The organism is Paracraurococcus ruber, from assembly GCF_004353985.1.
GTDB classification, from domain to species: Bacteria; Pseudomonadota; Alphaproteobacteria; order Acetobacterales; family Acetobacteraceae; genus Paracraurococcus; species Paracraurococcus ruber.
In genome coordinates, this window is sequence record NZ_SMOA01000165.1 from 1 (window position 1) to 12924 (window position 12924).

The window sequence follows — 12924 nt, forward strand, 5'->3', positions numbered from 1 at the left end:
GGTGTACTCGCGCCTCGGCTCGCCGCGTGTGACGATCTCAACCCGCGTCACACCATCTGCGGCTGCATCAGTGCTAGCACCAATGTGAGACTTCGATCCGGCCATCGCCTCTCCTCCGCGATAGCCTACCTCTCAGCGACTTCCGTCCAAGACAAGAAGGGCACCGGGCCAGCGCTTACAGAAATCCAGCACCTCGGGCGCGCAGTAGTGGCTGTCGGCACGGAGCAGGATCTCGACCCGCGGCCAGTGGGCGCGGATCTCGCGCACCAGCCGGCGGAGGAAGCCACGCACCTCCCGCCCGGTGGGCCGACGCGCCGGGCGCAGCAGGGCGGCGACGGGGCGGCCCTCGCCGTCGAACACGACGATCGGCTGGAAGCCATATTCGTCGTAGTAGGCGTTGAACAGCCGGAGCTGCTGGTCGCCATGGGCGGCATCGAAGGTGTCGTCGATATCGAGGGTGATGCGGCGTGGCACCTGGCGGAAGCTGGCGCAGTAGAGCCCGACCATGGCTTGGCCCATGCGTAGCAGGTCACGCGTCCGCGGCAGGTTCTCGAGGCGCGAGATGGTCGGCTGCGAACACAGCGCGGCGCCGTCCGGCAGGCGCCCGAGGGCGAGCTTGAAGGCCGGGTCGTACCGCAGGCTGTCGGCGTCGTTGCCGTCCTCGTAGCCGGCAGCAATCATCAGCATCCGGAAGCGCAGGATGTCGGCGATGCCATGGACCACGCGCCCTGCTGCGCGGGGGTCGGCCACGCATCGCGCCAGGCGATCGGCAATACCGAGGCGGCTTTCGATCTCGCGCAGCGCCAGCACGCCGGCATCCGATGAGAGTTGGCCGCCATCGAAGCGGGCGATGATGGGCTTGCCGCAGACCGGTGACAGGCCGGGCAGCGCGGGGGTAGCTTCAACCTTGGCGGGCATGGGCTCCGGAATCGGCTGGGTTCTGGTCTCGCAGCCGAATTCTATGACCGATCAACGGCTTGCGCCATGTCCGCCAACCCTGACGAATAAGCCGGGCTAGGTCCCGACACGGCTGGCAGTGCCACATCTCGCTCGTCATGCTGGCCTTCGCCATGCTGGCGACCATCCGCCGCAAGGCCAGTGCGCCGCAGCCCGAAAAAGCCCTGGCCAGAGTAGCCAAGCGGTGCCGGATCGCGTCCGCTGGTCAGTCCAAGAGATCAGGCGCATCGCCAACCGCCTCGCGCAGCGCCGCATTCAGCCAGCCCAGGTCATCACATGATCACTCTGGCGGAGCGCCCACCAAGCCGCCGCACAACGCGCCCATTTGAAACCAAAAATGCAGCTGTAATGCTAGGTGGCATCATCGGGCCTATCCTAGTCGTTGCGTTGCCGCCGATAATCCAGGAGCGTGCCTCTTTCCTGCCGGCGATGAAACCATGAGGGTCCCCGTCGCTCACGATGCGCGTGGTGCTTCCGGCGTTGTCGAGAAAGCTACCGAGCGGATGGAGGGCTGCGTCAGCGTACAAGGCAACCCGTTCGCTCGGCCCCGACCGCGGGTGAAGCACGGCTGTGCTACGCTTCGACTAGCACGCCAGAGGTGATGTCTGCAGTGCGTGATGAGGCGGCCGGATGCGTGAGATGGTCGTAGCAGGAGATCGGCCTTGGCTTGCCGAAGAGGTATCCTTGAGCTTCGTCACAACCCGCCGTGCGCAGAAACTCCGATTGCTGCTCGGTTTCCACACCTTCGGCAACGACGGGCAAGCTTAGGGCTTTTGCGAGCCCCAGCACGCCATGAACGATGGCCGCGGCCTCCCGATTGACCTCGAGATCCCGCACAAAGGATCGGTCGATCTTGAGGCGGTTGAAGGGAAAAGCGCGTAGCGTTGCGAGCGAGGAGTAGCCGGTCCCGAAATCGTCCATCGCCACGCTGACGCCCATCGCACGAAGGCGGTTCAGCACCTCCAGCATCCGCGCCGGGTCGCGGCTGAGCATGCTCTCGGTCACCTCGATCTCCAGGCGGGAGGCGTCCAGGCCCGTAGCGACCAAGGTCCGGCTCACCAGTTCGGCGAAGTCGCCTTGTTGGAATTGTGCGGTCGAGACGTTCACCGAGATCCGCATAGGCTCGTGCCATTCGCTTGCCTCGCGGCAGGCTTCTTCGAGAACCCAAGCCCCAATTGAGACAATTGCGCCGCTCGCCTCCGCGACGGGGATGAATACGTCGGGCCGAACGGAACCTCTCTCGGGCAGCGACCACCGTAGCAGCGCCTCGAAACCATGCACGCGGCCACTGGCCATATCCACCTGTGGCTGATACTCGAGCGAGAGCTGGCCTCTTGCCAGGGCAAACCGGAGCTCCTGCTCCAGTGCACATCGGTCCTGCGATGCACGATCCATCTCGGCACGGAAGAACGCATAGCCGTTCCGGCTCTCGCCCTTGACGCGGTACATGGCGAGGTCCGCGTTTGCCAAGAGTGTTTCGCAGGTCGCGCCATCCTCTGGGAATACGGCAATGCCGATGGAGGCAGACACCACGGCTTGTCGACCGTGCTCAAGGTCAACCGGTTCCGAGAGCAGTGTGATCAATCGTGCGGCCAGGCTCTCGGCATCCTGCGGTCGTTCCATGGCAGTCTGGATGATGATGAATTCATCACCGCCGAGCCGAGCCACCGTATCGGTGGCCCGAATAGCACCACTCAGGCGACGCGCGAGCTCACGCAGGAGCGCATCGCCCGCCGAATGCCCGAACGAGTCATTCACCGCCTTGAACCGGTCGAGATCAATCCAAAGCAGCGCGATGGACTGGCCGTTGTGCCGAGCAACTGCCATCGCCTGCTGCAGGCGCTCATGCAGCAGCACGCGGTTGGGAAGGCTGGTGAGCGGATCGTGGTGTGCCAAGTAGCCGATACGCTCGGCCGCGGCGGCTCGCTCGGCGTCGGCCAGTTGTTGCGCCTCTCGGGCCTGCAGGGTTCCGCGTCGCAGGGCATCTAGTGCGGTAGCGATCTCGCCCACTTCGTCCGCTCGGTCAACACCCTCGACCGGGCGCTCGAGATTGCCTGCCGCGACGTGCCCAGTCGCGTTCGTCAGTGCGCGAAGGGGGTGTAGCACCTGACGAACGAGGAACAGGCCGATGCACAGGCAGCACGCCAGGGACCCGAGGACGAGCGCGATCACGACGGTCTGGGTTGTCGTCGCATATGCCATGGCGCCGCGCCGCGCCTGCTCGGCGGACAACATGATGGCGGCGACGGCACGTGCGATGTCCTGCTGCTGATCGTCGCGCTGGGCCTCGAGAAGGTCCTCGCGCAGCAGTTCGGCATGACCTTCGGCGATGCTGCCGGGGAGCCGGAGGTCTGTCTGCCTGATCCAGTCTCGCGTGCCCTGCAGCACCGGCGCAAAGCTATCTTCCGTCTCCAGGCTGCGCTGTAAGGCACGCATGAGCGTGTCGGCCTCGGCGCGAAAGCGCTTGGCGGCGGCCTCGGCCGAATCGAGATCGGCTGCACGCCTGCTCTCGTGCGCGGCGCGGTCGGCCCGCTCAAAGCTGAGCTGTGCTTCGGCAATTGCATTGACGCTGGCGATCACGACGCCCTGCGTGCCCAATATCCAGTTCAAGTTTCTCTGGCCGAGGAGGGCCGCGCCTGCCTGGACGACGCCCAACAGCCCGAGCACGCCGATGCCGGCGATCAGGGAGGCGCGTATGGTCATGACTCTGGCCTTCCGGGCGACCGACATCAGCGGGGAAGTGACGGGACTGCGACGTCCCGCGGTGGCGCGGTCAGAGTTCTGAGGAAGGCCAGCAGCTCGGCACGCTCGATCTCGGTCAGGCGGAATGGCCGAATGTGAGGGGAGCGGCTCGGCCGCTCTTCACCACCTGTCTCGTAGAAGCGCACAACGCTCTCGATCGTCGGCAGTGAACCATCGTGCATGTAGGGTGCCCGACGACCCACATCGCGCAGACCGGGCGTTTTGAATGCGAATAGCGCATGAGGATCCTGCGTGTCGAGCTGCGCACGCCCGACGTCTCGCGTTGGAAGGCCAGTGTCATGGAACTGCCCGTCGGTGAAGTTCCAGCCCGTATGGCACGCCGCGCAACCAGCTGGTCCCACGAAGATGTCCAGGCCACGTCGCTCCGCGGGCGAGAGCGCATCATTGTTGCCTGCGACCCACCGGTCAAAGGCCGTCAAACCGCTGACCAGCCCTCGCTCAAACGTGGCGATGGCGCGGGTGATCGTATCGAGCGACAGCGGCTCTCCTGGATAGGCCGCCTCGAACAGCCGCCGATAGCCCGGCACCGCAGCAAGTTTGCCGGGTAAGGCATCGATCGGCATATTCATCTCGATGGTGTTGCTCAGCGGGCCCAGCGCCTGGATCTCGAGCGTCGGCGCGCGGCCGTCCCAAAAGAAGGCGTTGCTCCAGGCCAAGTTGAGAATGCTCGGAGAGCGCCGGGTCAGCGGCACCATGGCATGTCCGCGTCCGATCGCCTGGCCATCACCCCAGCCGAAGGCCGGGTTGTGGCAGGAGCCACAAGACAGCAGGTTAGAGCCCGACAGTCGCGGGTCAAAGAACAGCGTCCTCCCAAGCAGTTCGCGCTCGGCCGTGAAGCGGTTATTGGCTGGATACGGTACCGCCGTCGGACGCGCAAAGGCAGTCCGAAGCGCGTCGTCGCTTGTGGGCTGCGCGGTGGCGGGCGTCAGCGTCGCCACGATGATGGCAAAGATTGAGAGCAAGCAACGCATCTGAATGCCCTCGAGGCGCCACATCGTGTGTTACTGACTTCTCCTTGATATCACGACCGTGCATCAAAATGCGTCGAACTGGTGCCTCGATCGAGACTGTGGAGGGAGGATGTCCTACCGATCGGCCAGCCACTCCCGCAGCTTGGACCAGCGCCGCCGGCCGGCGACGCCGCGCACCGCGATGGCGACCGCCCGCGGCTGGCCGACCAGCACCACCAGCCGCTTGCCGCGGGTGACGCCGGTGTAGAGCAGGTTCCGCTGCAGCATGGCGTAGTGCTGCGTCAGCACCGGGATCACCACCGCCGGGTACTCGCTGCCCTGGCTCTTGTGGATAGTCACGGCATAGGCCGGCGCCAGCGCGTCCAGCTCGCCGAGGCCGTAGCTGACGGTCCGGCCGTCAAAGGTGACCGCCACCTCGCCGGCCTCGAGGTCAACCGCCTCGACCAGGCCGACATCGCCGTTGAACACCTCGCGCTCGTAGTCGTTGTCGAGCTGCATCACCTTGTCGCCGGGCGCGTAGGTCCAGCCGAAGCGCTCCACCCGGCTCTCGCTGGCCGGGTTCAGCGCCGCCTGCAGGGCGATGTTGAGCGAGCGGGCGCCGACGCCGCCGCGCTGCATCGGGCACAGCACCTGGATGTCGCGGATCGGGTCGAGCCCGTAGCGGCGGGGGATGCGGGTCCCGACCAACTCGACGATGCGCTGGACGGCGGTCTCGGGGTCGGCGGCCGGCACGAAATGGAAGTCGCTCTCCGGCGCCGCCCGCTCCAGCTCCGGCATCTGGCCGCGGTTGATCCGGTGGGCGTTGACCACGATCCGGCTCGCGGCCGCCTGGCGGAACACCTCGGTCAGCCGCACCACCGGCAGCGCGCCCGAGCCGATCAGGTCGGCCAGCACCTGCCCCGGCCCGACCGAGGGCAGCTGGTCGACATCGCCCACCACCAGCAGGGCCGCTCCGTCCGGCACCGCCCGCAGCAGGGCGTTGGCGAGGGGTACGTCCACCATCGAGGTCTCGTCCACCACCACCAGGTCGCAGTCGAGCGGGGTGTCGGCGTCCCGCCGGAAGCCGCCCTTGGCCGGGTCGGCCTCCAGCAGCCGGTGCAGGGTGCGGGCCTCCAGGCCGGTGGCCTCGGCCAGCCGCTTGGCGGCCCGGCCGGTGGGGGCGGCCAGCAGCATGCGCACGCCCTTGGCGGCGAGGATACGCAGGATGGCGCGGACGATGGTGGTCTTGCCCACCCCGGGGCCGCCGGTGATCACCAGCACCTTGGCGGTGAGCGCCATGCGGACCGCCTCGGCCTGGCTCGGCGCCAGCTCCAGGCCGATCCGGGCGGCGACCCAGGGGAGGGCCCGTTCCGCCTCGATCTCGCCCCAGGGCGGCGCGCCCCGGCGCAAGGCCAGCAGCCGGTCGGCGATCGCCCGCTCGGCCCGGTGCAGCCCGGCCAGGAACACGCAGTCCGCGTCAGCGACCGTATCCGCGACCACGCTGCCCTCGGCCAGCTCGAACGCCAGCGCCATGCCGATCAGCTCGGCCGGCACCTCCAGCAGCTTGCCGGCGAGCGCGACCAGCTCCGCCCGGGGCAGGCCGCAATGCCCCTCGTTGGTGGCCTCCGACAGCGCGTAGGAGATCCCGGCCCGGACCCGGATCAGGGCATCCCGGGCGATGCCGAGCCGCTCGGCGATGGCGTCGGCGGTGCGGAAGCCGATGCCGCGGATGTCGCGGGCGAGGCGGTAGGGGTTGTCGGTCATCACCCGGATGGCCTCGGCCCCGTAGGTCCTGAAGATCCTGACCGCCCGCGAGGTGCCGACCCCGTGCTGGTGCAGGAAGACCATGATCTCGCGGACCATCTTCTGCTCGGCCCAGGCGGCGACGATGCGCCCGGCCCGCACCGGGCCGATGCCGGGCACCTCGCGCAGCCGCTCCGGGCTGGCCTCGATGACCTCGAACACCGCCTCGCCGAAGGCGCCGACCAGCTTGCCGGCATAGGCTGGGCCGATGCCGCGGATCATGCCGGAGGCCAGGTACCTGCGCATGCCCTCGGCGGTGGTCGGGGCCGAGGTGCGCAGGAACCTGGCACGGAACTGCTGGCCGTGCTCGCGGTCGTTCACCCACTCGCCGCCGGCGTTGACCCATTCACCGGCGGCGATGGTGGCGGCGTGGCCGACCACGGTGACCAGGTCCCGGCGGCCGCGCGCCTTCACGCGCAGCACGCAGAAGCCGTTCTCGGCGTTGTGGAAGGTGACGCGCTCGACCAGCCCGGCCAGCACCTCCAGGGCTGCGGCGGCGGCCGGCGCGGGAGGGGCGGGGCTGTCGGGCACGCTCCACTTTCAGGGTGGGCAGTCGTCTCTCGCAAGGTGGAGCGGCCCCCAATTCGACCGGACAGTCGGCGCAAGCGTGAGGGCCTGGGCGTAAGCCTAGGCGTGCGCCTATGTCGAAGCCCATCGAGCGCGTCGAAATCATCACCGGCCGGGAGCGCCGGAGGCGATACACTGCCGAGGAGAAGGTCCGGCTGGTCGAGGAGACGACCCAGCCCGGCATGACGGTCTCTGCCGTCGCCCGGCTGCACGGCGTCTCCCCCAGCCTGCTGTTCGGGTGGAGGCGGCGCATGGCCGAGGGTGGCCTGGAGGCAGTCAGGGCCGACGACGACGTGGTGGCCGCGAGCCGCGTCCGCGAGCTCGAAGCGAAGGTCCGCGAACTCGAGCGCCTTCTCGGCCGCAAGACGATGGAGGCCGAGATCCTCCGCGAAGCCCTGGAGCAGGCGCGCCCAAAAAAACATGCGTTGCGCTTGCCGTCGCCGCCACGGGACGGTTCCCGGTGAAGGCCGTCGCCGACACCCTCGGCGTCGCGAGGTCCAACCTGGTCGAGCAACTGCGGCAGCCCGATCGGCCGCGGCGTGGCCCCTATCGCCGCGCCGAGGACGAGGCCGTGCTCGCCGAGATCCGCGCCATCACCGACGCACGTCCCACCTACGGCTATCGCCGCGTCACCGCCCTGCTGAACCGCGCCAGGCGCAGCTCCGGCGAGCCCCCGCTCAATCACAAGCGCATCTTCCGGCTGATGCGCCTCTCCTCGATGCTGCTGCAGCCCCATACCGGCAGGCGCCCGATCCGCGCCCATGAGGGCACCCTCGTCGCCCCCGCCTCCAATCAGCGCTGGGCTTCCGACGGTCTCGAGATCCCCTGCTGGAACGGCGAGGTGGTCCGCGTCGCCTTCGCCATCGACACCCATGACCGCGAGATCATGGCCTGGGTCGCCACCTCCGGCGGCGGCATCTCCGGCGAGATGATCCGCGACATGATGCTCGACTGCGTCGAGCGCCGGTTCGACGCCATCCGCGCCCCGCAGCCCGTCCAGTGGCTCGCCGACAACGGCTCGGCCTACACCGCTGCGGAGACAATCGACTTCGCCGCGGCGCTCAATCTCGTCCCGTGCTTCACGCCGGTCCGCAGCCCCGAGAGCAACGGTGTCTGCGAGGCCTTCGTCAAAACCCTGAAGCGCGACTACACCCGCGTTAACCCCAGGCCGGACGCCATCTCCGTCCTGCAGCAGATCCCCGCCTGGTTCGAGGATTACAACACTGTCCATCCACACTCCGGCTTGCGCATGCGCTCGCCGCGTGAGTTCATCGCACAGCAGTCAGCCAACCAAGCCGCATGTCCGGTTTGATGGGGGCCACTCCACAAGGGGACTGCCGGGCGCGGCAGTTGCCGGCTCCGAGGCAAAGCGAGACCGCGGAAGGCTGAATAACGGGCGGTCAGGGACACAGCGACGGTGCAACTTCCCACCGCTGGTCGCGACTCATCATCCTCCGATCAGGCGCATTATCGTCCCGGTGCCCGGCCGAGCCAGAGGCCGCCCGGCCGAGGCTCTATGACGAGGCGATCGCCTGCCTGAAGACCCGCAGCTTCCAGCGCGTCCAAGGAAATGCGGACCACCAGTTCCGCTGCGCCCACCGCCCCTCGCGGCACCTCTACGATCCAGCTCACGGCCACCTCCCCCGGTGCGGCCCAGGCGCGGATCTCGTCGACCCAGGTCAGCTCGCCGCGCTCGCAGTCGGCTGCATAGCAACGTAGGAACGCCTCGATCAGCTGGGCAATCTCCGCCGCGCCGCGACCAGAACGCGGCTGCCCAGCCAATGGCCGCGCCAGCATTCGTTGAACCGTCCCCTCGAGTGTCAAGCCGCCCCGAGTGACTTCCCGGCACAGGTCCTCAAAGACTTCTCCCGCCCGCGGTGAGCGCCCGTCGGGCCGGCATCGCAGCTTGGCCAAGTTCGACAGGAGGCGGGTTGGGCCGGACGCGACCTGGTGGGCGAGGTACTTGCTTTCCCAACGCAGGGCTAGGAGTTGAACCAGCCCGAGCCAGAGCACGTGCCCGGCCGCCCGGAACTCGATCCGCAGTTCCTCCTCATCCCGCCAGTGGACACGGTCGTCTCTGTCGTCGCCAGATGTGCTGCCACCCATGTCATCTGCCCTGGTCGCCACCGGCGCGAAGTCTTGCGCGCCGTGCACCGGCCCGCCAGCGCCGTAGATGCGCGATCGCCAACCAACCCAGGAAGGACGGGAGGAAAGCGGCTGATTGCGATCTGCGACGCGGGCGTCGGCTAACCATCTGACAACACCGTCCTGCGGGCTCTTGCCGAGAGCGGGCCGCAACCGCTCAGGTTCTCCCGTCCGGCCAGTCGAGCGAGAGCCCGCCGGGCTGGTGTGTGAGCATCGGCCGCTCGACATCACCCTTCGGGGGCGAGCCGAAGAAATGGTAGGCGGTGATCGCCGCGATGGGCCCGCACGCCTGGCTTGGCCGGTGCCTTGATTCTCGGACGCCGCGCTGGAGGAGGTCGCCCGCCAGATTGAGGCACAGGGCATCGCCGCCGCGCTGGCGGTGACGGAAAGCGTCCACTACAGCGACGAGCCAATGACGGTGATATTGGTCCACCCCATCAGCAGCGCGCAGACCGCTCCGAGGACGATGGCCGAGACTGAGTGGCGCGCCCTGGAGCGTCGTCGCAACCAAGAGGCCTGCCCCAGGTGCCGGTCCCTCGGCAAGCATGGCCACAACTGATGTCGTCCTGGGGCGACAGCGGTACCGGCGAGCCTGAGCCGGTGTCACAAGGAGGGCGAGGATCGCCCGGTGCACTGCCCTGGTCATCACCGCCGGACGAAAATTAACCCAGTTTCGGCGCGCAAGACGCGAGACTGGGTCATCATTCTGAGCGACGGGCCTGTCCCGGCGAGTAAGGTGTCTATTCCTCTATAGCTACCCCCAGCCCATTGATCCCCTTCCATGGACGAAGGGATACCAGACACCTCGGAGGTTCTCTCGAAACCTCGGCAGAGCAAGAAAGCTCGTCAGCTCTCCGTCAACGAGCGCTTGGGAAGGGAGGCCACTGCAACAGCTAGGCCGAGCTTTGACCCACACCCCCACCCTGGCGAAGCGAGGGCCGACACGCGGCACGCCGAAGACCGCCGCTCGTGATGCCCGTTCCTTCATACCCAAGGTCCAGCTCCTCGAGATCTACAACGCCTTCCTCTTCGCCTGGGAGAGGGGGCTCGACTTGAACACCTGGATCACCATCAACTTCCGGGGCTCACAGGGCTGGAAGCAGGGCGACCAGAGTGCCGATCAGATCTCTCGCACCCGCGACCGCTTCCTGACCGGCATCCGGAAATGGTGCCGCAGCCGGCAGCTGCCACATGTCCTGGTCTACAGCATCGAGAACCCGGCAGAGGGAGGACATGGACCGCACATCCTCCAGCATCTCCCGGTGGAGAACTGGGTCGCGCTGCGGGCCGACCTCGAGGAGTTCTTGAAGAGCTTCGGCGGCTGGCCGGCGTCGAGCTTCATCAAGCCGCCGGCGGAGGACACGCCGCCAGGATCTGCCGCGATCGAGCGGCGCTGGAAACCGATGTTCATCGACCCGGAGCGCATGTCGGACTGGCACTGGTGGGTGAGCGACCACGACGCCATCAAGCGCCTCAGATATATCAGCAAGGGCGCCAACCCGGACGAGGTGCTCGTGGTCAAGGGCGAGCGCGTCACCCTCGGCCAGCTCGCTGGACGCCATCTCCAAGTCGGTGAAGAGAAGCAGATAGCCGAGGACGGCACGGTTACATGGGTTCCTCGCCGGCGGCCTGGTGTCGCGCTCAAGCCCCAGGGCAATGTCCGGGTCACGAAGCGCAGCGGCTCCACCCACACAATCGGCAAGGCCGCGCGAGCGAAGCATGACTGGCGTGACCGGACGGACCTCAGATGGATGTGCCACGCGATCTATGCCCCGGAGATGCAGGCGCGCCTCATGCGTGAGATGGCGGCAGGACCTGCAGCTCGGCTTGCGTCGCCGGCTGCCGACAAGGCGATGGCAGCTGCCGAGTAAGCAGCGCGGCCGGCATCTGGCCGCGGGAAGCGGTTGGGCGCGCCGGCAGGTCTCCGGCTCCTGCATGCTATCACCCCTTCAGGACTCGTAGGAAGCCCGTGGAGGCCACCATCGGCACGCTGCGCCACCCTCCTAGCCCGAGGCCTGCCGGAGGCCTCCAGCGGAATCCTGGTGCGAACTGGAGGCACCTAGCCCCGGGCGCTGAACCCCAGCGTCATGCCAGAATACAGTCCCCGCTGGTCACGACGGGAGCCGCATCGTCGCCGACGACATCCGGCAGCATCGGGATCAGATCCAGTGGCCAGGCGAACTGCCCGAAGCTGCTGACCGCCGGTTGGTCTGGCGCTGCCACGCCCTGCACCTCCACCAGGCCGAGCAGGTTGCCAGGGTTCCAGACCTGGGCGTCGTCTGCCGACGGCGCGCCTGGGTCGGGCTCGGCGGCCAATTGCGCTGGGTGGGCTTCAGCGAAGGCGGCCGGCCGGTCCGTCGCATCCACCACGCCGAAGCCGAGGAGCCGGTCGGTCGCGACGCCGCCCTGCGGCAACACGTCGCAGGCGATCAGGGCGCCGAGCAAGCCGTAAGTCTCCCGGCTGGCAAGGTCGGCGATCAACTCGGCCAGGGCGCGGCCGAACTCGCCGGCGGCGAGGCTCGCGGCGTGAAGGTCGGTCGTGCTGGGCTGCGGCGCGGAGCTGGTCGAAGCGCAGCTCTCCCTCAGGCCCATCATGATGCCGATCCCTGCCCGCTGCTCGACGACGGTGGAGCGAGAGCCGGCCGGCGGAGCAGCCGCGGGGCCAGGCCGCACACGCACGAACCACCGAGTGGCCTTGAGCGACGCGGCATGCGCTGGGCAGCGCGGTGGGACAGAGTGGGCGCGAGGCGCCACCTCGGCGAGACGGCACGTCCCAGCACGAAGAAAGTCGCCGTGCACGCCAAAAAGATTCGCCGGTTCGGTTGGGCGCACCAGGGGTGGAATATATAATGCAAGTTGAGAGACTGCCGCCCGAGGACCGTCATGCCAGAGCCCGATCCATCCTTGTCAGCCGGCCTGCTGTGGGCGGTCCGCGCCGCTGACCGTTACCCCGGCGAGTACCTCGGCCGACAGCGGCAGCTGACCGAGCGGCGCGGCGCCTGGGCCGACGCAACCCCCCGTGAGAACGCCGTTCGGGTCGTGCGCACACGGCAAGGCCGGCTCCTCATCACACAGGACGTACACCACCCGAGGCCACCTCGTGACCGGCGGACCGGCAGCCACCGCGCCACCGTCGACCATGAATTGAATCCGCAACGAGCCTGGCGGCGTCTCAACTCTCCCTGATCCAGTTCGGGCGAACAGTAAGCGTAGTAGTTAAACCTTAGTTAGAGACCTCCTATGCCACTCCCAGCTCGACCTTCCCTCTGCATCAAGCCATCGGCGGCCTTGGGCCTGCTCAACGCCCATCGCTTCGCCGAGACATTGAACCTGCCGCTCAACACGGCCGTCCACGTCACCTTTCGCGGCTGCCAGCTCTTCGATGGGAGCGAGCCGACCCTGGAGCAGACCAGAGAATTGCGGGCGCTGCTGCTCGCCACGCTCCACCGCTTCGCCACTGACCACGACTTCCTGGCCGCCTATCTCTGGGCACTCGAACGCGTCACGGGGCGCGGCCTTCACGCTCACGTCCTGCTGTATCTCCCCGAGCAGTCGCACGATGCGCTGCGTGACCTTCTCCAGCGCGCCATCGAAGCCGCCTTCTGCTGGCGCGCCGACTGTAGCTGCTGGCCCAATCCTCCCCGGAAGTGCTGGCTGAAAATTCCCCAGTCCAGCGCGACTGCCCGCGCCCGGGGGCGAGCCCCCGGGCGCGGGTGGCGCCGGCCATGCCCCAGGATGC

Annotated in this window: 8 protein-coding genes and 1 pseudogene; 3 read left to right on the plus strand and 6 right to left on the minus strand. The window is 67.9% G+C overall.

The features are described from left to right. Positions 1-174: 174 nt before the first annotated feature. From E2C05_RS22025 to recD2, 4 genes and pseudogenes are all read right to left on the minus strand, one after another. Positions 175-918, minus strand: a pseudogene (locus tag E2C05_RS22025) (IS1380 family transposase); the annotation flags it as partial. A 612-nt stretch (positions 919-1530) separates the two neighbouring features. Continuing rightward, entirely contained in the window at positions 1531-3660 is a 2130-nt protein-coding gene (locus E2C05_RS22030; protein ID WP_158292296.1) for a putative bifunctional diguanylate cyclase/phosphodiesterase, read from the minus strand. A 26-nt stretch (positions 3661-3686) separates the two neighbouring features. Beyond that, the gene (locus E2C05_RS22035) at positions 3687-4715 is read right to left on the minus strand and encodes a cytochrome-c peroxidase (protein ID WP_133221804.1); all 1029 of its coding nucleotides are present in this window, start codon (positions 4713-4715) and stop codon (positions 3687-3689) included. 90 nt (positions 4716-4805) lie between these two features. Further along, positions 4806-7004: an SF1B family DNA helicase RecD2 gene (gene recD2, locus E2C05_RS22040; RefSeq protein ID WP_200305954.1), complete on the minus strand. Its 2199-nt coding sequence runs from the start codon at positions 7002-7004 to the stop codon at positions 4806-4808. Positions 7005-7114: 110 nt separating this feature from the next. Here recD2 and E2C05_RS22045 point away from each other — a divergent pair. Next, positions 7115-8352 (plus strand): IS3 family transposase gene (locus E2C05_RS22045; protein WP_133221805.1). Its coding sequence is split into 2 segments (ribosomal slippage): positions 7115-7451 and positions 7451-8352, totalling 1239 coding nucleotides; the frame shifts between segments, so codons are not numbered across the junction. Between the two features lie 155 nt (positions 8353-8507). On the opposite strand, the gene E2C05_RS22050 is transcribed toward E2C05_RS22045, so the two are convergent. Further along, on the minus strand, positions 8508-9338 hold the full coding sequence (locus E2C05_RS22050) for a hypothetical protein (protein WP_133221806.1): 831 nt from the start codon (positions 9336-9338) through the stop codon (positions 8508-8510). Between the two features lie 752 nt (positions 9339-10090). Between E2C05_RS22050 and E2C05_RS22060 the strand changes: the two genes are divergently transcribed. Continuing rightward, a complete protein-coding gene (locus E2C05_RS22060) occupies positions 10091-11056 on the plus strand; it encodes a hypothetical protein (protein ID WP_133221808.1) in 966 nt (321 codons plus the stop codon). 214 nt (positions 11057-11270) lie between these two features. Here E2C05_RS22060 and E2C05_RS22065 read toward each other — a convergent pair whose 3' ends face one another. Then, on the minus strand, positions 11271-11780 hold the full coding sequence (locus tag E2C05_RS22065) for a hypothetical protein (RefSeq protein ID WP_133221809.1): 510 nt from the start codon (positions 11778-11780) through the stop codon (positions 11271-11273). Between the two features lie 693 nt (positions 11781-12473). On the opposite strand from E2C05_RS22065, the gene E2C05_RS22070 reads away from it, so the two are divergent. Next, on the plus strand, positions 12474-12924 hold a 451-nt coding region (locus E2C05_RS22070; RefSeq protein WP_205082968.1), incomplete at its 3' end, for a hypothetical protein.

Bases quoted from the DNA above. Each gene is read 5' to 3' on its own strand.
- E2C05_RS22030 (WP_158292296.1), bottom strand. From the start codon at position 3,660: ATGACCATACGCGCCTCCCTGATCGCCGGCATCGGCGTGCTCGGGCTG.
- E2C05_RS22035 (WP_133221804.1), bottom strand. From the start codon at position 4,715: ATGTGGCGCCTCGAGGGCATTCAGATGCGTTGCTTGCTCTCAATCTTT.
- E2C05_RS22065 (WP_133221809.1), bottom strand. From the start codon at position 11,780: ATGATGGGCCTGAGGGAGAGCTGCGCTTCGACCAGCTCCGCGCCGCAG.